Source organism: Enterobacter cloacae complex sp. GF14B, from assembly GCF_004136805.1.
Taxonomy (GTDB): domain Bacteria; phylum Pseudomonadota; class Gammaproteobacteria; order Enterobacterales; family Enterobacteriaceae; genus Enterobacter; species Enterobacter hormaechei_C.
The window spans coordinates 1-25,180 of record NZ_QFRV01000029.1 but is presented as its reverse complement, the minus strand read 5'-3'; the positions used below and the strand labels follow the sequence as shown (position 1 = coordinate 25,180).

Annotated in this window: 22 protein-coding genes and 1 pseudogene; 14 read left to right on the top strand and 9 right to left on the bottom strand. The window is 51.6% G+C overall.

All coding sequences use genetic code 11. From position 1 onward, the window contains the following. The first annotated feature begins 91 nt into the window (after window positions 1–91). The 6 genes from DD606_RS11660 (at window position 92) to DD606_RS11635 (ending at window position 6,757) form a co-directional block, all read left to right on the top strand. A complete protein-coding gene (locus tag DD606_RS11660; RefSeq protein ID WP_058662900.1) occupies window positions 92–1,234 on the top strand; it encodes an ester cyclase in 1,143 nt (380 codons plus the stop codon). Further along, window positions 1,235–2,530 carry a histidinol dehydrogenase gene (hisD, locus tag DD606_RS11655; protein WP_022651679.1) on the top strand — a complete coding sequence of 432 codons (1,296 nt, stop codon included), beginning with the start codon at window positions 1,235–1,237 and terminating at the stop codon, window positions 2,528–2,530. A gap of 54 nt (window positions 2,531–2,584) precedes the next feature. Beyond that, window positions 2,585–3,895 carry an amidase family protein gene (locus tag DD606_RS11650; protein WP_048244776.1) on the top strand — a complete coding sequence of 437 codons (1,311 nt, stop codon included), beginning with the start codon at window positions 2,585–2,587 and terminating at the stop codon, window positions 3,893–3,895. 438 nt (window positions 3,896–4,333) lie between these two features. Beyond that, on the top strand, window positions 4,334–4,561 hold the full coding sequence (locus DD606_RS11645; RefSeq protein ID WP_072051147.1) for a DUF1272 domain-containing protein: 228 nt from the start codon (window positions 4,334–4,336) through the stop codon (window positions 4,559–4,561). Between the two features lie 211 nt (window positions 4,562–4,772). Beyond that, the gene (locus tag DD606_RS11640) at window positions 4,773–5,516 is read left to right on the top strand and encodes a hypothetical protein (protein WP_039274301.1); all 744 of its coding nucleotides are present in this window, start codon (window positions 4,773–4,775) and stop codon (window positions 5,514–5,516) included. Between the two features lie 161 nt (window positions 5,517–5,677). Then, a complete protein-coding gene (locus tag DD606_RS11635; RefSeq protein WP_045353505.1) occupies window positions 5,678–6,757 on the top strand; it encodes an SMEK domain-containing protein in 1,080 nt (359 codons plus the stop codon). Between the two features lie 156 nt (window positions 6,758–6,913). Here the strand turns inward: DD606_RS11635 and DD606_RS11630 are convergent, their stop codons facing one another. The 4 genes from DD606_RS11630 to DD606_RS11615 all read right to left on the bottom strand — a co-directional run bounded on the left by DD606_RS11630 (window position 6,914) and on the right by DD606_RS11615 (window position 13,950). Continuing rightward, window positions 6,914–7,954: a hypothetical protein gene (locus tag DD606_RS11630; RefSeq protein ID WP_129258672.1), complete on the bottom strand. Its 1,041-nt coding sequence runs from the start codon at window positions 7,952–7,954 to the stop codon at window positions 6,914–6,916. Between the two features lie 276 nt (window positions 7,955–8,230). Then, window positions 8,231–9,538 (bottom strand): McrC family protein, encoded by a 1,308-nt coding sequence (locus tag DD606_RS11625; RefSeq protein ID WP_129258670.1) that lies wholly within the window; start codon window positions 9,536–9,538, stop codon window positions 8,231–8,233. Next, a complete protein-coding gene (locus DD606_RS11620; protein ID WP_045353502.1) occupies window positions 9,535–11,691 on the bottom strand; it encodes an AAA family ATPase in 2,157 nt (718 codons plus the stop codon). Before DD606_RS11620 ends, DD606_RS11625 begins: the two co-directional genes overlap by 4 nt. 579 nt (window positions 11,692–12,270) lie before the next feature. Then, window positions 12,271–13,950 (bottom strand): SgrR family transcriptional regulator, encoded by a 1,680-nt coding sequence (locus DD606_RS11615; RefSeq protein ID WP_129258668.1) that lies wholly within the window; start codon window positions 13,948–13,950, stop codon window positions 12,271–12,273. A gap of 222 nt (window positions 13,951–14,172) precedes the next feature. Between DD606_RS11615 and ptsG the strand changes: the two genes are divergently transcribed. The 7 genes and pseudogenes from ptsG (at window position 14,173) to DD606_RS11580 (ending at window position 19,770) form a co-directional block, all read left to right on the top strand. Continuing rightward, entirely contained in the window at window positions 14,173–15,699 is a 1,527-nt protein-coding gene (ptsG, locus tag DD606_RS11610) for a glucose-specific PTS transporter subunit IIBC (RefSeq protein ID WP_045353499.1), read from the top strand. Then, on the top strand, window positions 15,696–16,538 hold the full coding sequence (locus DD606_RS11605; RefSeq protein WP_045353498.1) for a glucose-6-phosphate isomerase family protein: 843 nt from the start codon (window positions 15,696–15,698) through the stop codon (window positions 16,536–16,538). Before ptsG ends, DD606_RS11605 begins: the two co-directional genes overlap by 4 nt. After that, window positions 16,538–17,101 carry a 6-phospho-3-hexuloisomerase gene (gene hxlB, locus DD606_RS11600; protein WP_045353548.1) on the top strand — a complete coding sequence of 188 codons (564 nt, stop codon included), beginning with the start codon at window positions 16,538–16,540 and terminating at the stop codon, window positions 17,099–17,101. The genes DD606_RS11605 and hxlB overlap by 1 nt, the downstream gene beginning before the upstream one ends. A 23-nt stretch (window positions 17,102–17,124) precedes the next feature. Further along, window positions 17,125–17,760 carry a 3-hexulose-6-phosphate synthase gene (gene hxlA, locus DD606_RS11595; protein WP_045353497.1) on the top strand — a complete coding sequence of 212 codons (636 nt, stop codon included), beginning with the start codon at window positions 17,125–17,127 and terminating at the stop codon, window positions 17,758–17,760. Window positions 17,761–17,806: 46 nt separating this feature from the next. Continuing rightward, a pseudogene (locus DD606_RS26430) lies at window positions 17,807–18,007 on the top strand (nucleotidyltransferase domain-containing protein); the annotation flags it as partial. A 372-nt stretch (window positions 18,008–18,379) separates the two neighbouring features. Next, on the top strand, window positions 18,380–19,162 hold the full coding sequence (locus DD606_RS11585; RefSeq protein WP_058656523.1) for a DUF6615 family protein: 783 nt from the start codon (window positions 18,380–18,382) through the stop codon (window positions 19,160–19,162). Between the two features lie 203 nt (window positions 19,163–19,365). Further along, entirely contained in the window at window positions 19,366–19,770 is a 405-nt protein-coding gene (locus tag DD606_RS11580; protein ID WP_045354513.1) for a hypothetical protein, read from the top strand. Between the two features lie 315 nt (window positions 19,771–20,085). Here the strand turns inward: DD606_RS11580 and DD606_RS11575 are convergent, their stop codons facing one another. The 4 genes from DD606_RS11575 to DD606_RS11560 are packed head-to-tail and all read right to left on the bottom strand — an operon-like array spanning window position 20,086 to window position 22,988. Continuing rightward, complete coding sequence (locus DD606_RS11575; RefSeq protein ID WP_129258666.1) at window positions 20,086–21,108, bottom strand: Gfo/Idh/MocA family protein; 1,023 nt, start codon at window positions 21,106–21,108, stop codon at window positions 20,086–20,088. 10 nt (window positions 21,109–21,118) lie between these two features. Next, window positions 21,119–22,099, bottom strand: coding sequence for a PTS glucitol/sorbitol transporter subunit IIB (locus tag DD606_RS11570; protein ID WP_129258664.1), 981 nt, complete (start codon window positions 22,097–22,099; stop codon window positions 21,119–21,121). Continuing rightward, window positions 22,096–22,470 carry a PTS glucitol/sorbitol transporter subunit IIA gene (locus DD606_RS11565; RefSeq protein WP_045354507.1) on the bottom strand — a complete coding sequence of 125 codons (375 nt, stop codon included), beginning with the start codon at window positions 22,468–22,470 and terminating at the stop codon, window positions 22,096–22,098. Before DD606_RS11565 ends, DD606_RS11570 begins: the two co-directional genes overlap by 4 nt. Beyond that, on the bottom strand, window positions 22,467–22,988 hold the full coding sequence (locus DD606_RS11560) for a PTS glucitol/sorbitol transporter subunit IIC (protein ID WP_045354506.1): 522 nt from the start codon (window positions 22,986–22,988) through the stop codon (window positions 22,467–22,469). Before DD606_RS11560 ends, DD606_RS11565 begins: the two co-directional genes overlap by 4 nt. 371 nt (window positions 22,989–23,359) lie before the next feature. Between DD606_RS11560 and DD606_RS11550 the strand changes: the two genes are divergently transcribed. Further along, window positions 23,360–23,776: a helix-turn-helix domain-containing protein gene (locus DD606_RS11550; RefSeq protein WP_045354519.1), complete on the top strand. Its 417-nt coding sequence runs from the start codon at window positions 23,360–23,362 to the stop codon at window positions 23,774–23,776. A 366-nt stretch (window positions 23,777–24,142) separates the two neighbouring features. On the opposite strand, the gene DD606_RS11545 is transcribed toward DD606_RS11550, so the two are convergent. After that, a partial coding sequence (locus DD606_RS11545; RefSeq protein ID WP_129258662.1) for a DUF927 domain-containing protein occupies window positions 24,143–25,180 on the bottom strand: 1,038 nt, incomplete at its 5' end.

Genomic DNA, 25,180 nt, shown 5'->3' with positions numbered 1-25,180 from the left:
CCTTATTCCGGCTGCAAATATTAACCGTGTTTAATTCACCCTCACTTACGGGTGCGGGTTCTTATTGTCTGAAAACAGAGCAGGAGTTTATATGTCTTCCACCGAAGCAACAAATAAAGCACCAGCCGTACCCGAAAAAAGCAGCGTGAAATCGCTGAAAGAGGAACCTGTATTACAGGTGGAGCGTCGTGATTTTGTCGATCTGGTACCGGAAAAAAGACCGCGTGTGCAATCATTACGCGGCTTTGATGACTGCTATACCGATATTGTCGATTATATCGTTCGCTGCACCCATAAAATATGGGACGAGCGCGATGTCGGCTTAATTTATTCTCACTATACCCATAACTGCGTGCTGTATAACGCGCTGGGGACACTCTATAACCGTGAACAGGTGGTACAGGATACGCTGCAACGCTTAATTGCCTTCCCGGAACGGCGCGGAATGGCAACCCAGGTTATCTGGAACGGAAATGATGTTGACGGTTTTTATACCTCTCACCTGGTGACGGGAAGCGGGCGGCATACCCAGCACAGCCATTTAGGCAAGCCGACCAACCGCTCCTTCGTTACCCGGACCGTGGCGGATTGCATGATCCACGAGAATAAAATTTATCGGGAGTGGGTGGTCAGCGACAACATGTCGTTAATGAAACAGCTTGGCCTGAACACCGATCAAATCGCATTTAATATGGCAAAAGAGCAGTTCGATAAAGGCTTCCGCGTGATGGACATCGGCGAAAACGGCCGCATGCTGGGGCAATATCCGCCGGAGATGGAGTGCGATGTATCCATTGCGCACACTGATACTGAGGAGCAGTGCCTGCGTTGGCTGCATGAGATCTACAACCGCCGGATGTTTGGCAAGATCAAAGAAGTGTATGCGCCTAACGTACAGTGGCACGGTCCGCTGATGAAAGAGCTGTACGGCACCGCGGCGGTAACCCATCAGACGCTGGCGCTGGTGGGGATGATCCCTGACGGCGCGTGGCTGCCGCAGCATATTTGTTCCAACCCGTGCGATGAAGGCGGCGTCAAAATGGCCGTTCGCTGGATCATCGAAGGGCATCACCTGGGTTACGGCGAACTGGGCAAGCCGACCGGAGAACGACTGTTTGTGATGGGCATGTCGCACTACCACATCGTCAACGGAAAAATTGTTGATGAGTGGGTGGTTTACGACCATCTGGCGCTGCTGGCGCAAATCAAACTCGGCCAGATGGAGGACGAGTAAATGTTAAATAAGGTGAGCTGGATTAAGCGCCCGCAGGGGCAGGATGCGCAGGCCGATCGTTCCCTGACGGAGAAGGTCAGCGCCATTATCGAGCGCGTGAAAACCGAAGGCGATACGGCGCTAAGAGCCTTTTCGCAGCAGTTTGATAAGGTCGTGCCCGCGCAGTTTGAGGTGAGCGAGCAGGAGATCGCCGAAGCACTGGAGGGGATGGATGCCCAGACGCGCCGCGACAGTGAGTTTGCGATTAATCAGGTGCGTCGTTTTGCGCAGGCGCAGCTGGCGACCATGCAGCCGCTGGAGGTAGAGACGCTGCCTGGCGTGCATCTCGGTCACCGGATCATCCCAGTGCAGACGGTGGGCTGCTACGTGCCGGGCGGTCGGTATCCGATTCTCTCCGCTCCCGTGATGTCGATTGTTCCTGCGACGGTGGCGGGTTGTGAACAGATTATCGCCTGTCTGCCCCCGGGCGCCCATCCGGCGATGATTGCAGTTTGCCATCTGGCAGGCGCGCACCGCATTTTCAAAGTTGGCGGCGCGCAGGCCATTGCGGCTATGGCCTGGGGAACGGAGAGCATTCCGTCGGTGGACAAAATCGTTGGGCCAGGCAACGCCTTCGTTAATGAAGCGAAACGCCAGGTTTTTGGTCGGGTCGGCATTGATGCCCTCGCCGGGCCGAGCGAGATTTTCACTATCGCGGACGACAGCGCCGACCCGCGCATTCTGGCCGCCGATATGCTGGCGCAGGCAGAGCACGATATTCATACCCGCGTCGGGCTGGCGACAACCAGCCGGGATATCGCTGAGCGTACCCTGGCGGAGGTTGAGCGTCAGCTCGCCAGCCTGCCAACGGCGGCAACGGCGGGGGAGGCGTGGCGCCGGCAGGGTGAGATTGTGCTCTGCGAAGATGAAGCGCAGCTGATTGCTTTTGCTGACCATATGGCGACGGAGCATTTGCAGGTGCATACCCGCGATCCGCACGCGACGGCGGCGAAGATCCGCAACTATGGTTCGCTGTTTATTGGTCAGAACGCCAGTGTGGTGTTCTCTGATAAATGCTGCGGCACCAACCACACGTTACCGACGATGGCGGCGGCACGCTATACCGGCGGTCTGTGGGTTGGCGCGTACGTCAAAATCTGTACCCATCAGTGGATTGACGAGCAGGGTATCCCGGCAATCGCAGAACCGGCGATCCGCCAGAGCCGTACCGAGGGGATGCAGGGGCACCGACGGGCGGCGGAAATTCGTCTGCGTCCGCAGGACATTGATGCCATTACTACCGGCATGCGGGACTAAAACGTATCCCGGGCAGCCTTCTGCCCGGTTTTCATCACGAGAGAGCCTGAGACTATGAAGCGCCTGATACCGCCAGACGACTGCCCGGAGGAAATTGCCCACCGTCTCGACGTCATACAGCAGCACCGGGCGCTCAACGCGATCCTCGGGGTTAACCCTGACGCTATGTCTCAGGCGGAACAGCATCAGCAGCAGCGTCGACGTGGAGAACCGATCGGCCCCCTGCACGGCGTGCCGCTGATCGTCAAAGATAATATTGCCTGCGCGCCGATGCCCATTACTCTTGGCTGCCGGGCGCTGGCCTCACTTAACGCGACAGCGGATGCACGGGTGGTGCAGCGATTGCGCAGCGCGGGGGCGATTATTCTCGCCAGGGCCAATATGTCCGAGTTCGCGTTCGATGTGCGCTCGCGAAGCTCGCTGGGGGGCGATGTGGCGAATCCACTTTGCCCGACACTCACCGCCGGAGGTTCCAGCGGAGGATGCGCTGCGGCCGTGGCGGCGGGAATGGCGGATGGCGCATTGGGTACCGATACCGGCGGCTCTATCCGCATTCCCTGTAGCTATACCGGGCTGGTGGGGCTACGGCCTGCCTTTCGCCGTTCACAGCTGGACGGTGTAGCGCCGCTCTCGCCCAGCAAAGATACCGTTGGGCCAATGGTACATAGCGTTGAAGATGCCGCCTTGCTGCATGCGGTGATCCATGGCCTGCCGCCGGTTGCGCTTCCTGTGCGTTCGCTGAAAGGCGTTCGCTTTGGTGTGGTAACCGCGTTACAGGGAGAGGATGAGGTACAGCTGGAGGTCTGGCAGTCGGCGCTGCACACGTTGCGCCGTGCCGGAGCGACGCTGGTGGAGGTTTCACTCCCTTTCCTTGAAGAGGTGAGGCAGGCCACCTGCCTCAGTCTGTATGAATTTCGCGTGGCGATTGACGACTGGCTTAGCAAACAGCCTGGCGCTCCCTCCGGACTGACAAGCATTGTGGACTCCGGCGCTTTCCTGCCGGAGTTTGCGCCGTTTCTACGTCAGATGCTGGCGAGTAACACGCTGAAAACCCCGCTCTGGCTGGCGGGGCGTCGCTTTCAGCGCCTGTTGCGGCAGAACCTTTGCCAGGTGGCTGAGGCGCAGCGCATCGTCGGATTTGTGTATCCCACCGTACAACGGTTACCAGAAAGTATGGCGAAGATGCCGCCAGGCTGCGCGCCAGAACTGGCCGCTATCAGCGGCCTGCCTGCCATTACGTTACCGTGCGGCGTAAGCCGTATCGGTCTGCCGGTGGGGATGGAGATGTTATCGGTGCAGAAGGATGAGGCGGCACTGATGGTGCTGGCGCTGGCGTGTGAGGGGGCGCTGGGCGAGAAGGGATAGATACAAAAAAGCCCGCAGAGCTTGCGCAGTGCGGGCTTTCTGTACTTCACCGGACATATCCGGATCATTATTTGGTGGGCTGGCGTCCTTGTAATTGGTGGGGGAGGTGGTTGAGTTTGTTAGGGATTTTGATTTTTTGCGGGGAAGGGAAGGCGCAAAAAGAGTGGCGATGGTGTTGATATGGAAGGGGTTTTTGTATCTGTTTGATTTTTAATTTGATTGTTGGGAGCGGGATTTTCCGTGCTAGTTTAGGCTCTGGTGGACGCTATAGGCTTGTCGTTCGTTTCCGAAAGTGAGCGTTTCTGTCGGATAATTCACTCTCTTGAATTTTCCAGACTGTAGACCATGCTCACCTAATACACACTAACAACCGAAGGCGATACAGGTAGTTTGCCTTTGATATATCTAATGATGCCCCTTTAACAATAAGAGAGCACCATGCTTGAACTCCGTCCTAATTGCGAATGCTGTGATAAAGATCTGCCTCCTGAATCAAAAGAGGCATTCATCTGTTCATTTGAATGCACATTCTGCGTCGATTGCGTGACTCAACGACTTAATGGCCGGTGTCCGAACTGCGGAGGGGAGCTGGTGCGACGTCCAATACGCCCCGAAGCATCCCTCCTGCGACACCCTGCATCCAGTCAGCGTCGCTATAAACAGTAGAGATGAAAACTATGTTCGCTCCTTGCTTATAACGCTCTTCATGATCTTGCTAGCCGTCCGTTGAATGCCACACGCGGACGTTGCTAACTTTGGCCCTTATTTATCAATGGGGGCAGATCAGTCAATCTATATGCTATTTGTTTTGCTCTTAAGTTCTGAACTATAGTGCCGATAGGGAAATTAAGTACTTTTGTCCTAAGGAAGCAAGGTTGTGAAAGATTTTTCAAAATACTCGAAAGCGTTAGGGATGGCTAAGTTCTATGTTTATGCATTTTATGACACTGAAGATGTATCAAAAAAACCGTTTTATATAGGCAAAGGCAAGTCAGAACGCTGTCTTGATCATATAAAGTGTAATGATGGCTCTCCGAAATCAGAACGAATTAATCATCTGTTAAAAACAGGAAATCTGGGAATCGACATACTACGCCATGGCATGGATGAGGCAACCGCGAAGCTTGTTGAAGCAACATGTATTGATCTCTTAGGTGTTGGAGAACTGACCAACAAAGTACGAGGAAGCAGCTCACTTATGGGGCGAATCACGCTGGATGAGCTCAACCATCTCCTTCTTAAGCAAGAGACGGAAATTGCACCTGAACATGCAGGGCTCGCTTTTTTGCTAAACAGCACCTACAAGTCTGGCATGAGTGCACTTGCATTATATGAAGCTACGCGTGGCGTCTGGGCAAAAGTACCAAAAGATGAAAACCTGCAATTTGCATACGCAACCTACGGCGGTTTGGTGATGGAAGTCTACGAGATACAGTGCTGGCTAAAGGCAGGCTCTCAACAGTACTTTACTCGGGAACTGATTATCCCCCCCGAAACCAACCGTTCAGAGTTTGTTGGGCGAATTGCATCACCAGAAGTCAGAGAATTATACGTAGGCAAGCTAATCAAAAAATCGCGCAGTCACGGTAGCCCTTTCGTAAAAGTTGGGCTGGCACAATAAACCGACTTGCTTTCCATCCATTGGTTAATACACCTTAATGCTTCTCATGTTGTTGAGGCTGCCAATGTCCGCTTCGTGCCAGGAGTGGACATTCCCATATTGAAAAGAAAACCGCTGAGCTGTATTCTGGCAGTTATAAAAATGAAAAAGGATTCTCAATAATGAATATATATGCAACTAAAACTGAAACTTTTAAGAGGTTCGTAGCTGGAGTCTTAAGTAGCTATAGTGCAACAATTTCTAACGAATCAAAACTTAATTTGCAAAATGGAACAACCTCCTCGGAAGAGGCCTTAATGTGGCTAATAAATAAAGCTTTTCAAAAAGAGTTTGAAGACGCTAACAAAGTTTTTAAGCATAATTACCCCGGCATAGATTATGTTGATGAGCACAATAAAATTGTGATGCAAGTAACGGCAACCGCAAGTAGCAAAAAATTCGGAGATAGCATAGACAAAACACCTGATTGGCTCAGAAAAAGCGGATATAAAGATTTTTACTTTTTCATCAACTCCACTAACAAACGAATAAAATATTCTCATCAATACTTTAACGTGAAAGTTTTTGATATTAATGACTTAATATCCTCTCTATGTACGTTAGAAACAGGAGAACGGCATAAAGTCGTTGCTTATCTTAAAGAGAACTTTTCCAATTGGATTCCTTTAAACTCTTCGGGATTATTCATACCACAAGTGACCAGTTTCAAAAGAAACCAATCTCTTTTTAATAAGTTCATTGAAATAAATAAATTAGGTGTAAATTGGAACTTAACTAACTCCCATAAAGAATGGTTGCGTGAGCAGTGTGAAAATGATTTGTATCATCTTCAAAAAAAATTGTCAGAACTATCAATGTTGCAGCGTAATTTTATTTGTATGATTTATCAGTATGGTTTTGTAAATGGCAGAAATAGGGCGGATGACGTTTCGCAAGAAATTCGATTTAACCTTGCGCAATATGCAACGCATTTTACTGAAGAAGAAGCCGAGCGATTTGATGATATATATTATGGGTTAAATAAGTGGGGAATTTGTGAGATCATAGAAGTTTTCGATACAGAACGCTACGTTCAAGATAGTGAGATTTTTCCGCATTACAAAGAATTAATCCTGAAATGGTCTAACTGGGATGCGAATTATAATTTATTTAGAGCTATTGGTAATTTTTACATGTCGAGATATGATGAAAAAGAATTGTACCGGGCAATTAGAAATAATGATTTTTTCCTAATTTACTAATACACCTCAGCAAACGTCTGCTGTTCGCTCACAGCGGACCTCCAGCTCAGTTAACTAGTCCGCTTCGTGCCAAAAGCGGACGTTATAAATTTCTTTTAGGGCAACCAAAAAAAGTATACGACCTATACTTGATTTGTATTTTAGATTACGCCTGTATCAGTATAAATTTAACCCAAGCTTACTAATTTCTTTTCTACGCATTCCAAAAATAACATCACCACTTCTAGAAATGAATGAAGCAATGCGTCGGTCATTGTCATCTACACCTTCCCAGAAGAAAGGGACATTATTGTTCATCAGACTTTCTGCAAAGGTTAAATGTGTTAACGCCAAGAAAATCCTAACGAAATTAGATGGCTCATTGAAATTCTGATTCAGCAAATGTAGTGTCAAATGTCTATTGAAACTACCTTCATTAACACCTCCAGTTGGTTTATATATGACATTTTTAAAAAAAGATCTGGTTGAATTAATCACATCACACTGGGGGTTTAAATGTGTGAAAAAATCCACCTCAGTTTCAATGTCATAACCTTTGCCGGGATGCCAGTCAAAATTTGATAGCTGCCGACTTCCCCATGTAATAATGAGTTTTCTAATTTCTTTTTCAAATCTGTCTGCACTTGTATTTGTGTTGTCACCATCACAAAATTTCACGAGTAAGTTCCTCAATCCTCCTTCAAAGACAGGGAAGAGCGACATTATAGATATATGATCATACCCCAAATAAAAAGCTTCTATAGCTTCAAAAATAATTGTTTTGTAGTTTTTTAGGGATTCACTCTTTATAAAATATTTGTTGAAATAAGCAATTGCAATTTCTAATGAGAAATTTTCGAACAACCATTTATTTGAATTCTCAAGTGGATTTTCACATCTTTTAATTTCATGGATTGCAGAAGAAAGAGTACCTTCTCCAATATATAGGGGTAATGCTATACCAAGTGAATTTGCATGCAACTGAATATTCGAACATCGTCCACAATGTCTATTTAAGTACGATATTGGCCTTTCGGTAAGCAAGAAGTTTAAATCATCAATTTTAACTGTGAAAGAAGCATGACAAAATTCACTTTTTGAGATTACTGGTTCTACGCTATGATTTCTCCTGAATTGATTTAAAATTTCATTCTCAGAGAGCTTGTCTAATTTTGATAAGCGTTTCAAAGTTGGCAGGAATTTTTCTAAATCTGACATAATAATCCTAAAAGTTAAGAATTAATCTTTACGAAAGATATCATATGATCCTTTGATTAATTATACTATTTAATGGTGTTTTTATCAGCACAGAACTAGCGCAAACGTCCGCTTTTCGCTCATAGCGGACATGTCCTACTGTTATTCTCTACGTACCAAGAGAATAAGCCCTGTATATTAAATGCATTAAATGATCATGTAAGTATGAGCCTAAATCATGGATTGAGGTTATTGAGAGTGCCGAGCCTCAAGGTGCACCGGTCTCGCATTTTCACCTCACTGCGTGTTGATGCCGAGTAGGTTAATTAACTGCTCGACAATCTTGTCCTCATCGAGAACCAGATTCACACTAGCCACCTGTAATTGTTCCTCGCCTGCTAGAATCCTATAGCCTGCATTCAGAGGTTGCGTTCCCAGACCTGCATGATGTGGATAGAGAAGCATAACTTGTGGGCATTGATAAATCCGTGCATAGGCCATCATTTGGTAGACATCAGCCTGCGATATGCCATGCCTGGCATCTTCGGGATGACGCCCAATACGCTTCCATTTAGTGTCTATGATCATAACAATCTGATGGTCCCGCTCGATAAGCAGATCCGGTCGGGTCTGGAAGCGTGGTTTGCCTTCTTTTACGTCCTCGATCAGACAGTATAATCTGCCTGCCTGTGCACGAACCGTCCATTCCGTACCGCGTACAGCACGCTTCGCCAGCGCCGCTATATATGCCTCGAACAGGTCGTTCATTGGGAAAAGCAGTGTAATCCCGTTCTGCGCTCGTTTATCGTGGTGTGTAGCTTGCCAGTCGCGTCGCAGGAGAAGACGTGCCAGATTGTAGAGGGCTTCCCAGCGATGATTGGTTCGGTCGATCCGTACCTGTGACCACGGCAGATGACTGAAAGGGACGTCGCTAACACCCGCTAATAGGATGCGCAATTCATTCAGACGACGAAGCGTATCAGCAGCGCGGGCATAATGGTGAAGCAGAACTACACACGCCTTCATAATTCGAAGTAGGGCGGTATCAGCCGACAGTTCGTCGTAACGACAGGCGAGACGGTCGGGGCGGACGGCAAGCGTAGTGAATTGTCGTTTGATATTGAGCCTTCCGCGCAATGAGGGCAAATCGTCTTCCTGTGCCAAATAGGTGCGCGGTAATCCCCGATGTACTTCAGATAAGAGTCGCTCGGCGAACAAGCGGATGAGTATCTCAAGTAAGCTTTCAGCTTGTCTCGCCATTGTTGCAGCCTGTCCATTGCCGAGTTTAAGGCCGAGGGCGACATCAAGCATACGTATCAGGCGATTGCGTATTGTGGCGTCCGGTTCTATCGTCTCGTCGTCGAATTTGGGCAGGATCTCAAGGCTACATCCCGGAGCGGCAATTACCCCAACCATTTGCCCGGCAATAATTTTGTTATGGCGATCGATTAAGATATTAGTACCGTGCTGATTTGCCAGCGGATGCTCGCGTGCCGCCGTAAGCAGCGCGTTAGCCTGAGGGCGGGTAAAAGCATGAGGAGCGTTTATGCTGCTTTCAGTGTTCACACAAACACCACCCCATTCGCGAACCGTGAGGTGCGTCATTCTTTCGATTCACCAGCCACCTCAAGATCGGTGACATTTAACGTTCTGGTTTTGCCTATCAGTCGATCAAAGGCGTCATTTCTGAACGGTGCACGTACCGACCAGCTTGATAATGGTTCCCCCTCTATTCCGGGTGGCGGTAAAATCTGCGCTTCCTGCATAAAACCATCGCCCAGCACTGCCGCGATTCGGCTCCAGTCCTCGAAGAAATACTCTTGTAACAGCGGTATGACCTTATTGCGCACTGCATCTTCAACTTGTGCCCTGGATTCACAATTGATAAAGAAGGCGTGTCCAATGCGATATTCCCGGCCTATAAGATATTCAATACGCTGGTTGATGGTGGTAAGAACGGCTTTGAGATCGATCCCCTCTACTTCACACAGCAGGGTCGCGTCGGGAGCCATTTCCCGGAAGTTGAATCGCCGCCTTAATGCTGTGTCGAGCAATGCGATGGATCGATCGGCGGTATTCATGGTACCTATGATATGAAGGTTGGCGGGGATGCCAAAATCTTTCTTTTTCGAATAAGGCAGAGTTACAGTGAGTGCATCAGGCATTCCAAGACGTTTATCCGGCTCTATTAACGTAATCAGTTCACCGAACACTTTCGAGATATTTGCCCGGTTGATCTCATCAATAATGAGGACGAATTGTTCTGGTTGTCCTTTAACATCGGAACTATTATCCAGGTTCTCTGTACTCGAGAGTAGTCTGCCTAGCGCCGGGATATTCACACGACTGGTGGCAATGGAATAGAGCGTCCGCATGGTGAAGTTACCATCGATAATTGTATCGAGTGGCAGTGGTTCATCAAGGGTCAGTAGCCAGCGAACTGGGCGGCGGTGGGCATAGTAACCTTCGGCTTCAGGAACGAAATAGTAATCACCAGTTATTTCAGCGATAGCGCGAAACGCAGTGTTCCCGTAAGGGACAATCACGATATCACCAGGCTTCATTTCGCAACGGAAGGGATAGGTTTGCGTCCAGTTACTAGGCGTCAGATTCCCTGGATTTTGCTTGATCCATTCATCATGAATCGCGTTGAACGATGAGAATCTATCCGCGCTCCAGTCTATGGTCCCACCCCACCCCAGAGCGATATACCCATTGTCGCGGGCATCTTCATACACATCGTCTTCGGTGCCAATTGTCCCTTGCCCCATTTTCCAGAAGCGTTTCTGGGATAGTTGCAGTGCCGAGGCATCTGTCTGTGCACGGGGTTGTGTTCTGGCCTGATCGGCAAGGGCACAAATTTCTCTGAAGAGCCCCGGCGTAGGCATGAGTCTGAATCCAGCAGACGAAGACTCATCTTCACCGATTTCTGGACGAAGACCCTCAACGAAGGTTTCGTAGTCATAGCTCTGGTGGAATGTGACGAAAGAGATTCTCTTTTCTGCCATCAGTTCGTTATAGCGCGCCATCAGGGCCGCACGCCCATCTTTTGAGTTCGGATAGGCATCTTTGCCATCGCAGAGCGCTACGGCTTCCCTCGCCGTGTGATAGGTCTTTCCGGTACCTGGAGGACCGTAAAAAATAAGGTTAGTCGGAGTTGGTTTAGTCTGGGCCACCAGTTCGCTTCCTTCCGTAAGGATGAACGTATATTTCCGGGTTGTGCTCTTTTTAGGCCCTTCCGTCACCGGAGGGGGAACATCCGCTAGTTCCTGAAATTTTTGACCATCAAGAGCCTGACAGATGTTCGGCCATCCCTTGTCGAGACCCATTTCAGTATTCAGAGGACCAACTACCAGGGTGACACTTGCGTCACCTCGCTCTCTGGCTGGGGTGATGTAGTTTTCAAGGACATAATCCCGAATTTCGTCGGCCTGAGAGTCATCACCGCTCAGAAAACGTCCATATTGTCCGAGCCAGCTATTCCAGTTGGACAATCGGTTAAGCGGTTGCTCTGATTCAGGCATTAGTAACCGATAGTCATTGCCGTTGTCTTTGGCATCACGGCGAATCTCTTTGATCCGCTGCCGCAATTGCGCAAATCCATCCGCCTGGTAGGCTGCATCCAGATCTGCATGAGGAGAACCAAGTGCTGCGAGATTTTTTTCTATAGTTTTGACAGCATAAATACGGGAATTGAGGCCTGCTTGCGTTTTGGCGCCTCTGCACTTCAACCATTCCTGAAATTCAACTTCGAGCATTTCCGATGCCCTCTCATTTTCGTTAACTTACTGATAGCTATCATTGTGGATGATGGAAGGGGCAGTACTGCAACTCTTCGCTACAGATTGCCAATACTATTAATCTTCCTTGCTGATTGTCTCGCTTGCGGGGCGAAGAGTTTGACCAACCTGACATAGCAGACAGGCATCATCCTCGAATGTCATGGTCCCTCAGGAGTGCAGCCCAAGCGCTGTGTCGCTTACCGTAAACATAGCACTATGGATGCCTCGGTCAAGGTATGTTTTTTCATAATTTATTGATAAAAAACAATAATAGTTATTATGTGATGATTTGAACCTTTATGAGCCTTTTAATAAATCGTCATGTCCAAAGCTATGTAGCAGTTGAAGGTACAGGCATTGAGCATGGGCATTTTAGCTTCGTCTACAGGACGTTCTGGATGTAGGTATTGGTAGACAGTAAAGGGGGCTGCGGATGGATTTGATGGAATTGTCCATACAGATGACCAAACGTTCCTCCACCCCAAATCCCGCACTTCTCTCCCTTACCCTTAAAGGCCTTTAAAGGCCCTTTAGCGAGCTTTTGCGGGCGTTGCATTATTCGAGCCAAAGTTGGCTGAAATCCGGCCATCCCAGCGTATTTAAATCCCGCCAGGTAAATGACTTCTCGGTCGCAAATTCCATCCAGTGATGCAGCAAAGGCATGACATATCGCTGGTGGGTAATCTCATGGAAAAAGGCGGCAATGGTGGCGAACGCCTGTTCATTATCGCTGTTCAGAATGGTCGGCAACAGAGTGTTCAGGTTTTGTCGCTGGGCTTCAGGCAGTCGCGTAAACAGCGTGGTGGAAGCCAGCCATTCCAGAAACGCCGGAACCGAAAGGGTATCGAGCATAAAGTTGCTGAGCCAGATGTCCGCAGGCAGGCGCGGCTGGCTGTTGAAGTGGTCAAATGGGTCGATCCGTATTTCGGAGCGAATATGCCAACGCTCAAGCAAGATGCGAATCGCCCCGGCAAGTTCCACCAGTTCCGGCTGCTGAAAGGTGCTGATGATAACCGGCTGACGCAGGTTAAACGGCGCGGTGATCCCGCCAAAATCCACCGGGCGGTGGTTCCACTGCGGCAGCATGCCCTGAGCCACGGAGAGGATGCGTGCGTATTCGTCGGGAAGCTGCGTCTGGCTGAGGAGTTCGACAGGTTGTAGCAGGTAATTGATAAACCGTCTTCCGGCCTCATCTGCAAAGGCCCCGTCACCGTCGAGCAGCACAAAGCAGCACCCCTGCTCCAGACTGCGCTCGTTGAGCGGGCGGTCATCCTGCGCCTCTTCGCCCCGCAGCAGGGGAATAAAGCTCATGCTGATATGCTCCGGAGCCCAGGTGAAAATGGTGATCTCATCCAGTCCGGGGCGCGCCTGGTGCCAGTGTTGATTGCGCCGCAGAACCATAAAGTTGTCGCTGTGTTCCTGCAGGTGGAAAGCGCCGCTACAGCGGATGTGTCCGTGCTGGTAATCGAACAGCATCGTCGGCTGAGTGGCGAGCAGGCAGTCGAGACGTCTGACCGGATGATGCGTTTCAATCACCAGATGCCAGGGGGCGTCAGCGGTGATGGTTTTGATTGGGCTGAAAAGCGGGGCGAACTGCGGGCTCTGGCTGGCGGCAAGCAGGCAGCGCTGAACGGTGCAGGCATCCAGTTCGCTGCCATCGGCAAAGCGGGCGGTGGATTTCAGCCAGAACTCCCAGCGGGTAAAGTCCTCATTGTGGGTCCAGTAGTGGGCGATATCGGGAACGATCCTGCCCTGAACGGCGTCATAGCGCGTCAGCCCGCTCAGGCACTGGCGCAGGAGATGGCGTTCGGTCCGCCGCAGGGGGACGAGCGGGTTAAGCGGATCCAGATTGCGGTAGTAGGGGATGCGCACCCGCGTTTCGCTGCTTTTATCCTGTACCCCAAAGTGCCACAGGCTCAGGCGATCCAGCAGATACTTGTCGTTGCCGATAAACCGCAGCACGTTGCCGTAATCCTGCTTCTCCAGCAGCTTATTGACGTTCTGGCTGAACAGTTTTTCCGGTGAGGTTAACAGGTGGAGCCGTGAGCGCTTGCCGCGCCCGCGCTGGGGCTGCCAGTCGAGCCATTTTTCCTGATGCATCTTTTTCAGCGCAATCCGGCAATTACGCACTGAACAGCCGAAGATGGCGGCGATCTCCTGCATCTGTAATTCGTGCGTCTGGCCTGCGCCGTAGCGGGCGTGCAGCCTGCGAAAATGCGCCTCGAAGATACTCATGTGATGGCCTCCCACCGAACGCGATTTCCTCTTTTATCCCTTTCTGACGGTTTCCGGCGTGATTGCCCTCATAAATTTTCCGGTTTTAAGCAAAAACCGGAAATAACTTTCGTCGTCGTTTGCTGTTTTTTTAATCATCTCCGGTTCGGATACTGAAGGTGTTCGGAGCAGAACCTGCTGTTGTGCGAATCCCTGTCATAAAGACGCGCTCAGGAGATCGAGATGAAAAGATTCAACCTTCTGCAAATGTTACAAAGCATCGGGCGATCGCTCATGATCCCCATTGCCATGCTGCCTGCCGCCGGTATCTTGCTGGCCTTCGGCGTCAGCTTTCAGGATCCCAATATTGTCGCCAGCCTGCCGTTTCTCGGCGCTGACTGGCTGGTTCACGTGTTGAAGCTGATGGCGGAAGCGGGCAGTGCGATTTTCGCTAACCTGCCGCTGCTGTTTGCGGTCGGCGTGGCGGTAGGGCTTAGTGACGATCAGGGCATTGCCGGGCTGTCGGCGATCGCCGGGTTTCTGATTATGAACGTCACTATCGGCCAGTTTCTGGGGATCACGCCCGAGTCGGTGGCGCAGGTGCGTGACTACACGATGGTGCTGGGCATCCCTTCGTTACAGACCGGCGTGTTTGGCGGCATTATCATCGGGATTATCGCCGCCTGGCTGTACAAACGCTATTACCGCATCCAGCTTCCTTCGTGGCTGGAGTTTTTTTCCGGCAAGCGCTTCGTGCCGATAGTGACCTCCTTCGCCGCGCTGTTTGTCGGGCTGGTGATGGCGGTGGTCTGGCCGCCGGTCCAGCATCTGATTAATGGCCTGTCGAATACCATGACGGTGCAGGGACCGGGCGTGTCCGCCTTCCTGTTCGGTTTTGTCGAGCGGCTGCTGATCCCGTTTGGTCTTAACCATGTCTGGTGGCCGACGTTCTGGCTGCAGTTTGGCGAGTACGTGAACAAAGCCGGGCAGGTGGTGCATGGCGACCAGCTTATCTTCTTTGCCCAGCTGAAAGACCAGGTGCCGATTACCGCCGGAACCTTTATGGCCGGGCTAACGCCGATCAAAATGTTCTGTATTCCGGCGATTGCACTGGCGATCTACCGCTGCGCCAGCCCGGAAAACAAAGCGCGGGTGAAGGGCATTATGCTCTCTGGTGCGATCACCTCCATTGTTTGCGGCATCACCGAGCCGATTGAGTTCTCCTTCCTGTTTGTTGCGCCCGTGCTGTATGGCATTCACGCCGTCTTAGCGGGTCTGGTGTTCCTGTTGATGGAGTGGTTCAGCGTGCATATCGGGCTCTCTTTCTCCGGCGGGCTTATCGACTATCTGTTCTTTGGCGTCCTGCCGCGTGCGCCTCACTGGTACATGGTGTTCCCGGTCGGGCTGGTGATGGGAGCGCTGTACTACGTCCTGTTTACCTTTGCCATTCGCCGCTGGAATTTGCTGACGCCGGGGCGTGAAGTCGAAGAAAGCACTGTGGCGGAGGAAAACGAACAGAATGACCTGGTGAGCGGCATCATTCTGGCCTATGGCGGGCTGGGGAATATGACCAGCATCGAAGCGTGCATGTCACGTCTGCGCATTGACGTGACGGATAAGACGCTGGTGGACAAAGCGCTGCTGAAACAGCTTGGCGCGGCGGGCGTCGTCGAGGTCGGGAACAACATCCAGAGCGTATTTGGCATGAAATCCGATCGGCTGAAAGAGGCGATCCGCGCAGCTAACGCGTATACACAGGAGGCAAAATGAAACAGTTACACCACAGCGGCTTGCCGCTGTATCTCGATAACGACGGCGTGATGGCGCTGAAACCGCCGCTGAACTATCTCGGCTTTGGCCGCAAAAGCGCCGGGCAGATGGCGGTGGTCTTACCGGAGTTCACCGAGGCGCAGCGTGATGAACCGGCTTACGATGTTTACCGCGGTCTCAGCTTTGCGGAGGATCAGGAGCGGCTCACCGCTGACCAGTACCAGTATGACATCACCATCATCATGCCGGGGACGATTGGTAAGGAGCGCAAGAAAACCAGCGGCCATTATCACGGCTATAACGACACGCGGCGTAATACCCATCCGGAAGTGTATGAGGTGATTAAGGGCACGGCGGCGTATATCCTGCAAAAGTCGCCGGATTTTGCCGTCGCGCCAAAAGATCTGGTGGTCGACGATCTTATCGTGGCGGTGGTGAAAGAGGGACAGAGCATTATCGTGCCGCCGAATTACGGCCACTGCTCCATCAATATCGGCGACGGGCCGCTGGTGTTCAGCAATCTGGCGTATAAACCCTGCGCGGTTCACTACGACACGGTGCAGTTTTATCACGGTATGGCCTGCTACATCGTGGAGGAGAACGGGCAACTGTGTGTGCGCAAGAATCACTACTACCCGCACATTCCGCACATCAAATTCGCCACTGTCAAAGAGAATCCGCATCTTGGCATCACCTTCGATACGCCGCTTTACCAGCGCTATCGCGCCGCGCCGGAACGTTTTCACTTTCTGGGACATGTCGATAACTATGTCCGGGAAATCATGGGGATGCTCCAGTATCAGGATGATTTATTCCCGCTCTGTCAGGAGGACGCATGATGGAAACGCAATCTGTTGCAGGCGTTGCCTGTAGCGACCTGAATCAGGCGATGTCGCGGATTGATGGTGCTGCGCTGGCGCATCTGGAGCAGGCCATCGCTGACGCGAACGCGATATTTGTTTTTGGCGCAGGGCGTTCGCTGTTGATGCTGAAAGCTTTTGCGATGCGACTGATGCATATCGGCCTGCAGGTGCATGTTGTCGGCGATGTGGTCACGCCTGCTCTGCAAAAAGGCGACCTGCTGCTGCTGGCCAGCGCATCGGGCGAAACGGCTTCGCTGGTGAATGTGGCTACGAAAGCAAAGCAACTGGGCGGCACAGTGGCCCTGCTGACCATTTTCCCCGAGTCCACGCTGGGGAAACTGGCTGACGTAGTGGTCAGGATCCCGGCCTATACCGACAAACTGCCGGATGGACCGGATAACGTGAAAGGCATTCTGCCCGGAGGCAGCCTGTTTGAAGAGGCAATCATGGTGCTGGGGGATGCCATGATAGTGAATCTGGCGCAGTCGACGGGATATCGCTTAACCAAAGGTTTTGTGCTGCACGCCAACCTCGAATAGTCATTCGACACAAGGAAACCAACATGAAATTACAGCTTGCCCTGGACGAGTTAACCCTGCCTGAAGCGCTGGTATTTATTGATAAGGTGGTTGACGACGTTGATATTATTGAAGTAGGAACCCCCTTTCTTATTCGGGAAGGCGTGAACGCGATTAAAGCCATTAAAGAGAAATACCCGCATAAGGAAGTGCTGGCGGATGCGAAAATTATGGATGGGGGCCATTTTGAGTCGCAGCTGCTTTTCGACGCCGGGGCAGACTATGTCACGGTATTAGGCGTTACCGACGTGCTGACGATCCAGTCGTGCATCCGTGCGGCGAAAGAGGCCGGAAAGCAGGTGGTGGTGGATATGATCTGCGTCGACGATCTGCCCACGCGGGTTCGTCTGCTGGAAGAGGCGGGGGCGGATATGCTAGCGGTTCACACTGGCACCGATCAGCAGGCGGCAGGGCGCAAGCCGATTGATGATTTGATAACGATGCTTAAGGCGCGCCGGAAAGCCCGTATTGCCGTGGCGGGCGGCATCAGCAGCCAGACGGTGAAGGACTATGCGCTGTTAGGCCCGGATGTGGTGATTGTGGGATCAGCGATCACGCATTCGGCGGATCCGGCGGATGAAGCGAGGAAGATTTCACAGGTGTTGTTGCAGCATCATTGAGGTTAGACGAACAGAACGGCATCTGGCGCGACTGTGTGCAAGATGTCGGAATATTGAATCCCACAGCATTGATCCTGATGTCCTGCTGACTTCCACGCTGGCAACGCACGATCGTGACTCCGGCAGCATTGCCATCAGGATGGCTGTTGACACTTATATCAATCTGCGGGCTGATGCTCTGCCTGAAAATATTGCAGATGATGCGACACGATGGGTGGTCCTTGCCATGCTGAAAAGAGCATTTTGACAGGGGGGAAATCTACACTCCGGTCGTTTACTCGGCCAGAGTGTAGAAGTATCACGGAAAATGCATCCAATAGCCAAATCCTGAGATGAACATCACTCTTTAGTTACTTAAATCCATGCTAAAGCCAGGTCCAGATGCCTAGGACTGGGAAAATTTCAAATGTCGGCTGAGTACGAGAAGTGGACGTAGCAAGCCTCACGTTATGTTAATTTATAAAGTGCATATCAGTCTCACGGCAAATATCTTAGGGCAAACCCCTTTTCCTTCTTTTGTTTTTGACGTATAAATACTATTCTCTTCATTCGAATCATGCTTTCAGCAAAAAAACTTTCAACTTATCTATTTATAAACATAACTAAGAGAATACTACAAATGGACTTAGGTGAAATTGCGATAAAAAATTCTGGCTGGATTTGGAGTACATTAAGAGAGGCAAAAAAACTAAGCTATCAAATTGGAGAGGAGTCAATAACTGACTTTCTTGTGCTTAATATAAAAAAATGGGGTAGGGGAAAAATTATTATTAATACGTTTACCCGCCACAAAGAATCAGTGAATGGCTCCGACTGGGAGTGGTGGTTTACAGGTCGAAGTGGTAAATGGTTAGGCATGCGTATTCAAGCAAAAGTTCTCAATTTAAATTCTGAGAAATATGAACACCTTCATCACACAAATAAAAATGGGCATCAAGTTGATCTTCTCATTGCGGATGCCAAGAAATATGACCTTATTCCCTTGTATTGCATGTATACAAACTGGAAATCGGGGAGTTATAAAGTTAATTGGGAGTGTAAAACCTACAAACGTAGTATCCTTCATTATGGGGCAGCAATTCTTAATCCTCTTAAAGTAAAACATCTCCAGCAAAATAGAGCAAACCATTTAACTGATGTTATTGATGATTTAAGGCCGATGCATTGTTTGTTCTGCTGCAAAGGCTTCTCGCAAGGGGATCTTCCTGAAAGAGCTCTGGAATGGTTAAGTGGCGTTGGTCTCCTAATTGAGCAAGACGCTCCTTCACTTGAATATTTTATAAAGGATGCACCACCATACTATGTCACTCAAATGTTAGAGGGAGGTATACAAGAAGATGTTATCGATTTACATGATGATAGGCTCAAGCGTGTGACAATTTTCAACTTAGTAGGTGAATAAAATGATTGTCACTACTGCCAGGCATTATGAATTCATGCCACAATATCTTGGCTGTGATCGTTCAACAATTGAGAACGAAGCCGCAGTCATACTGGAAGCCAAATAGTATGCGGACGTACATCGTTCAAAATTGGCTAAGAAATACAGCCGGCCTACTGTTAGGGAAGGGCTGCAAGTTAAACTGAGTATCGCAAGGAGGGATAATGAGCACTAATAGCGCCAAAGATAATGTGATAACAACACCTAAAGAGCTGGGTAAAGCTATTAAGGAAGATCGAGATACGATTACAATTGAAGGTAGTTTAGCTAAAACTACGGTGAAAATTCATGCGACAGGAAAAGTTGCATGGGCTATAGCATTTGCAGCCATCGGTATTGCGGTAGTTGCCGCCATGGCAACTTTAGCTACCGGAGGAACCAGTGCTCCAGCTACCGGTACTACTGCTGCATTATCTGCTGGGGGAGCAGCGGCTATCCTCGGCAGTTCGGCAACAAGTGCAGCAATCTATATTGCTATTGCAGCAGGTGGTGTAGGCGCTTTAACGAAGCTTCGTCGTTATAAAGTAGTAGAAAAAAGTGACTCGAGATTAGTCTTAAAAAAAGGTTGATAGATATTAAAAATTTGAGTGTCCGGAGGCTATAAATATTGGTTTCCCTTTGTTTTTCTTATGCACCACTGTCAAATTAGAATATTTCTGCCTTATCAGCGAGCAACTGGTAGTACAAGCTGGTTGCTCAAAAATGTACCATTTTAACTACCGCTACATTGGATTAATTCGCTCTCCTTAGTAGTGAAAACTATTTCCAACTTCTGCTCCTGGCTAAAATCTGACCATATTTTCTAATGATTCCTGCGCTTTATCTGGTTTGCAGGGCTAAGGGCTTTACTAATCTGACATAGCAGAAAGGTACAGCCCTTGAAGTTATGGCATTATCGTGCGTTCAGGTTTCCCGCTTTCCAGACTGCGATGCACTGCTTCGCAAATCCGGCTGACCGCCAGGCCGTCCACTGCGGTGACCGGATACGGTGACCTGTTCCTGACCGCCCCCACAAAATCATTGATGGGGTCGATACCGAAACCGCTGGCAACGCCGTTGCGGTAGTTGATGAAATAGCTGTTGGGCGTGAGCGTCATGCCCGGCGTGGTGATTTCCAGCCCGCGATGCTGTGAAGTGCTGCGGATATACGTTGCCTCGCAGAGGATATCAATACGCCCGTCGTTGTCCTTCGGAAAGCCCTCCGGCAGCACCCATGAGTTTTCTACCACCCACGAACTGCCGTCGGCCATTGTCAGCAGGCTCTGCACGCTGTCGAAGGTGTCGAGGCCGCATTCAACCATCAGCCGCTTCTGCCCGACGGCATACACCGATACCACCTCCTGCCCGGAGAGGTGGCGTACCAGGTCAAAGCAGTGTGAGCCGAGAAACCACACCGGGGAGCTTGCGCCTGCCCAGTCCAGCCACTCCGTCGGCACGCTAATCACGTCATCCATGCTGATATGCCCGCGCAGGATGCGCCCGGCTTCCGGCTTATCCAGTTCAGCCTTAATGCGCATCACCGCCGGGTCCCAGCGTTTATGGAAATCGACGCCAACCAGCAGGTCCTGCTGCTGCGCCATCTCCACGATAAGCTCGCACTCGCGTACCGACGTGGCGAGCGGTTTTTCCGCCAGTACATGCTTACCGTGGCGCAGCGCGGTGAGGATGGATTCGGTGTGGTACGGGTCCGGTGTCGCCACCGAAACCACGTCGATGGCTTCCTCCTGCAGCAGGACATCCAGCCGGGTATAACCCATCACGCCGTAGGCCATGGCAAGGTCGTCGCAGCGCTCTGTGTCGGTGTCGCAGATGGCGACCAGCACCGTGTCCGGGTTATGGCGATACGCGTTCATATGGTGTTTGCCGTAGATACCTGCGCCGACCACGGCAGCTCTGATTTTGTTCATCGTTATGTCCTCAGAATAAGCCCAGGGAAAACAGACAGCCGACTATTACCGGAAGTGGTCCGGTCAGTTGTCTCGATAGCAGAAAAGCGGGTACACCTTTTGCTATGGTCTCCGGTTTCGCCTCCTGCATCGAAAGGCCGACCGGCACAAAGTCGCAGCCGACCTGCACGTTGATGGCAAACAGGGCTGGCAGGGCGAAGGCCGGAGATATCGCCCCTGCGCCAATCTGTGTGCCTATCATTACGCCAATCACCTGCGAGATGGCCGCGCCCGGTCCGAGCACCGGGGAGAGGAACGGAATGCCACAGATGAGCGACAGCAGCACCAGTCCCCACAGCGAGTTCGCCAGCGGCGTCAGGGCGTGGGCAATCAGGCTGCCGAGTGCGGTCTCCTGCACCAGGGCTATCAGCAGCGAGACAAAGGCCATAAACGGGATAACGTTGCGCAGCGACACGTCCACCGCTTCACGGCTGGCGGCGAACAGCAGGGCGATAACTTGGCCGACGGCGGTGCCGGTCTGCTCGACCATGCGCACCAGTTTCTCTGCGCCATTCGCAGGTGGCGGTGTGGTGGTAATGACTGGTTCCGGAGCAGGAAGTGGCTCAGGCCCGCAGTCCGGCGCTTCAGCGCTATCCACCAGAACCAGCTGTTCCATCGTCACGCCGGAAACGTAGTTATCCTCGGTAATAAACTGTGCCAGTGGCCCGGCGCGCCAGGTGGGGAGCACGTTGATGGTCGGAATGCCCTTCTGCGGGTACAGGCCGCAGCGCAGGGACCCGGCGCAGTTAATCACCACGCACAGGATGTCGTTATCCGGTGGAATGTCTGAGAAGCCGTTAACGATTTCCGACTCGGTGAGCGCGCCGATTTCTATCGCCACCGGATGAATCTCGCGTCCGGTCAGCGACAGCACCTTTTTGCCGCTGCCAACGGACAGCCACAGCCCTTTACCGTAGCCGCCGGGACCGGGAGGAATAAGTACCGTGTTCATGGGCGTCCCTCCTCAATCACCAGATTGCCGTGCAGGTCAAGCAGGTTTGGTACCGGGCCGGAGAGATGAACCGCGCCGACGTGGCAGGGATTCAGGTCACCGTTGAACACCAGCGTCAGGTGGCCGAGTTCAAACAGTGCCTGCTGTGCACCTTTGCCAACACTGGTCACCAGATAATCATGGCCCGCCAGCAGCAGGCGGTCGCCGGGGAGTATCATCAGGCTCTCTTCCCGGAACGACGGCTCCAGCGACAGGGAGTAATCGAGGCAGTCTTTCGGCCCGTTGCTGTCGAAGGTGATGAGCATTTTGTCGGTGAGGCCATCAGCGACAAACAGCCCGATGGCAGTAATACGTGCGCAGTAAATCATCATGGCGCATTCCCTCGCTTGCTGAGCCGCAGGAACAGGTACTCGGTGATAATCCCGCGAATCAGGCCAATTAGCATGGCAGCGGTGATATAGCGCAGCGCCAGTGAGGTGACGGGCTGGCCGAGTGCCTTAACCCCCGCAGCCACGCCGAGCCAGACAAACAGCTCTGATGGCACTACGTGGGGAAACAGGCTGGTGAGGGGATGGGCGGTGGTGCCGAGCGCATCTTCATAGCCGGGTTTACTCTTCTCAGGTAAGAGCTTGCCGAGCGTCAGCGCGCCGGGGCTGCTCATAAAGAACCAGCCGAGTGCCGGCAGCACGCCGTAGGTGAGGATGCGCGAGCGGCCGAGCAGGGCGGCGACTTGCTCCATCCGTACGGTACCGACCAGCTTCATCAGGAAGTTGATGGCCAGCAGTAGGCAGATAAGCATCGGGATAAGCCCGGTCATCATGTCGAGGAAGATTTTGCCTGCGGTCTGGAATACATGAATAAACGCCTCAGCGAGGCTGACTGTCCACATAAGGAGTCCTCCGGGTAAAAGGCCCGGAGCGCACAGACTTATCGGACAGAAGTTAAGACATGACAGGCGTAAGCGTCTGGGGCTCCGGTAATGGCGATAAACAGCTGTGATTCATACTGCTTTCTTTGTTATCCCCGCTTGTGGCGTGTTTTTGTGAACTGAGCGGTTTTCAGGACGAGCGGATGCGTGGCAATTCAGCCCTGAGTATGCGATGCTCAGCAGTTGGGTTTGCAGAGGGTGATAGTCTGCAATTTGTACAGATAAGTTATCACATGATTTTGTGAATTTAAAGATCTGTTTTTCACAATATATTGTGAATTTATTTTTATTGAATTCAACAAAATCAATTGATTACTGATTAGTGGCGTCTAATGTCTAAAAAAGATAATCAATTTTTTGATCAAGATAACAATTTTCAGTTTGGCACTCGCCTTGCCGAAGCGATGTCGTTATCTGAAGACACAGTCAGTTCTCTGGTAGATAAAACCGGTATTCCCAATTCAACCATTCGAAGCTATCTGAAGGGAGAATCCGTTCCCGGAATCATGCAACTTCGGAAGATAGCTGCTGGTATGGGCATCAAAGCGGGATGGTTTTTAGGTGATGATGAAGAGTTTGCCTGTCCAAAGGACGGGATGTCAGAAATTGAAAAGGATCTTGAGCTACTCAATAACCTATTCAAATACATGGCCCCTGTACAGCGAGGGCGGGTACTGAAACGCGTTCTGGCAAGTGTGGCGCGTCAGATCGACCATAATGTTGACGGTGACAATAATACTGAGCAATAGAACTAACGATCACTATCAGTCTGTATCTCTCATGGCTTTTGCCCTTTAAGGGCAGGCCCGTTCCCCTTATTCTCCCTTCCTTTCAGCCTTTGCCGTTTCAGTCCCTTTTCGCCATTTTCAGTTCTTCTGTTTTTGAGGTGGTACAGGTGGGACAAGTGGTACAACCGCGCCAGCCGTGGCTTTGCGCTGTACCACCTGAAAAATGCCAGTCTGAAAAGTGGGACAGAATCAGCACCGGCTGTCCCACCCTGTACCACTTTTTTTAAACTAGATTATCTAAAGTGGGACGCTGTAACCCGCGCCAGCTCTGCGTGTACCACTTGTCCCACCCTGTACCACCTTTTTTTAAAGCACGCGAGACTGTACTCAGACACTGAGGATGCGGGAGGTGAGTCGGTAGACCCTGGCTTTGCCGATCTCCGGCAGGCGAACCTGCGACTGGTATTTCCCGTCACTGCCGGGCAGCAGGCACTCTGCTTCCTGGCATAATCTGGCCGCTCTGGCGGGACTGAATCCCCGGCACATTTCCCGCCAGCCCTCCGGCAGGATGTGAAACAGTGTGTGCTCTTCACCCGTCAGCGGATCTTTTTCCACCCGGCGAAAGCCCACCATATTCAGCGGGCGGTCCGGGCCGTCCCACGAGGCAAAACGGCTGTACTGGTGCGCGGTAATGAACCGCTTGATCTGCGCCAGCACACCTTCATCCTCCTGGTTAGCAATATGGCCGCGTTCGTTCAGCCAGGCGTGCAGGCAGATCTGCACCGCCTCATACGCCGTGCCTTCCTGCCAGCCCGTGATGCCCTGCAGCGTCGCTATCTCTCCGGCCACCGCCAGCAGCGCAAAGCGGGCCACGATGCGCTGCACCTGGTTTCCGGCGTTGTCCGGCATCAGGGCGGTCTGGTAGCGGCGAAGTAACTCTCTTGCCAGCGTGGTGCTGGCGTCCAGGTCGTGGGTGAGGAAGGCCAGCCAGGCACGAAAGGCGGTGCCGTGGAAGCGGGCCACCCGGTCGCAGAGAGCATCGGCGAACTGCTGGCCACTGGCAAAGCCGTGTAGCTGCTCAAACGCGCCATGCTGCCCGGTGTCGCTGGGGATTTGTACCATGCGCACGTCCATTCCGGCGTAGAGGCGCTCCCCGGCGCGTTCGGTGTGTTCCGCCAGCGACAGCTCCCCGGTGGAGAACAGCAGCAGCGTCCAGTGCCTGCGATTACGTACCTCGCCGTCGGTGCGGGCGCGCCCCTTGCCCTGGCCGTTCGCCAGCATATAGGCAATCATCCCGGCTTCACGCGGGTCCACTTCGTGTAGTTCATCGAGCGGCAGCAGGGCATCGTTGTGGCGGCTGGCAATTCCCTCCAGCGCATTCCCGGTGGCCCGCCAGGAGTGCCAGTAGTCCGTGCCACCGCAGAC

What these genes read in the sequence shown, in the direction of transcription:
- DD606_RS11550 (WP_045354519.1), top strand. Translation starts at nt 23,360, where the DNA reads ATGTCTAAAAAAGATAATCAATTTTTTGATCAAGATAACAATTTTCAG.
- ptsG (WP_045353499.1), top strand. Translation starts at nt 14,173, where the DNA reads ATGAAAAGATTCAACCTTCTGCAAATGTTACAAAGCATCGGGCGATCG.
- DD606_RS11635 (WP_045353505.1), top strand. Translation starts at nt 5,678, where the DNA reads ATGAATATATATGCAACTAAAACTGAAACTTTTAAGAGGTTCGTAGCT.
- hxlB (WP_045353548.1), top strand. Translation starts at nt 16,538, where the DNA reads ATGGAAACGCAATCTGTTGCAGGCGTTGCCTGTAGCGACCTGAATCAG.
- DD606_RS11580 (WP_045354513.1), top strand. Translation starts at nt 19,366, where the DNA reads ATGAGCACTAATAGCGCCAAAGATAATGTGATAACAACACCTAAAGAG.
- DD606_RS11660 (WP_058662900.1), top strand. Translation starts at nt 92, where the DNA reads ATGTCTTCCACCGAAGCAACAAATAAAGCACCAGCCGTACCCGAAAAA.
- DD606_RS11620 (WP_045353502.1), bottom strand. Translation starts at nt 11,691, where the DNA reads ATGCTCGAAGTTGAATTTCAGGAATGGTTGAAGTGCAGAGGCGCCAAA.
- hisD (WP_022651679.1), top strand. Translation starts at nt 1,235, where the DNA reads ATGTTAAATAAGGTGAGCTGGATTAAGCGCCCGCAGGGGCAGGATGCG.
- DD606_RS11560 (WP_045354506.1), bottom strand. Translation starts at nt 22,988, where the DNA reads ATGTGGACAGTCAGCCTCGCTGAGGCGTTTATTCATGTATTCCAGACC.
- hxlA (WP_045353497.1), top strand. Translation starts at nt 17,125, where the DNA reads ATGAAATTACAGCTTGCCCTGGACGAGTTAACCCTGCCTGAAGCGCTG.
- DD606_RS11570 (WP_129258664.1), bottom strand. Translation starts at nt 22,099, where the DNA reads ATGAACACGGTACTTATTCCTCCCGGTCCCGGCGGCTACGGTAAAGGG.
- DD606_RS11605 (WP_045353498.1), top strand. Translation starts at nt 15,696, where the DNA reads ATGAAACAGTTACACCACAGCGGCTTGCCGCTGTATCTCGATAACGAC.
- DD606_RS11645 (WP_072051147.1), top strand. Translation starts at nt 4,334, where the DNA reads ATGCTTGAACTCCGTCCTAATTGCGAATGCTGTGATAAAGATCTGCCT.
- DD606_RS11650 (WP_048244776.1), top strand. Translation starts at nt 2,585, where the DNA reads ATGAAGCGCCTGATACCGCCAGACGACTGCCCGGAGGAAATTGCCCAC.
- DD606_RS11565 (WP_045354507.1), bottom strand. Translation starts at nt 22,470, where the DNA reads ATGATGATTTACTGCGCACGTATTACTGCCATCGGGCTGTTTGTCGCT.
- DD606_RS11630 (WP_129258672.1), bottom strand. Translation starts at nt 7,954, where the DNA reads ATGTCAGATTTAGAAAAATTCCTGCCAACTTTGAAACGCTTATCAAAA.
- DD606_RS11575 (WP_129258666.1), bottom strand. Translation starts at nt 21,108, where the DNA reads ATGAACAAAATCAGAGCTGCCGTGGTCGGCGCAGGTATCTACGGCAAA.
- DD606_RS11615 (WP_129258668.1), bottom strand. Translation starts at nt 13,950, where the DNA reads ATGAGTATCTTCGAGGCGCATTTTCGCAGGCTGCACGCCCGCTACGGC.
- DD606_RS11585 (WP_058656523.1), top strand. Translation starts at nt 18,380, where the DNA reads ATGGACTTAGGTGAAATTGCGATAAAAAATTCTGGCTGGATTTGGAGT.
- DD606_RS11625 (WP_129258670.1), bottom strand. Translation starts at nt 9,538, where the DNA reads ATGACGCACCTCACGGTTCGCGAATGGGGTGGTGTTTGTGTGAACACT.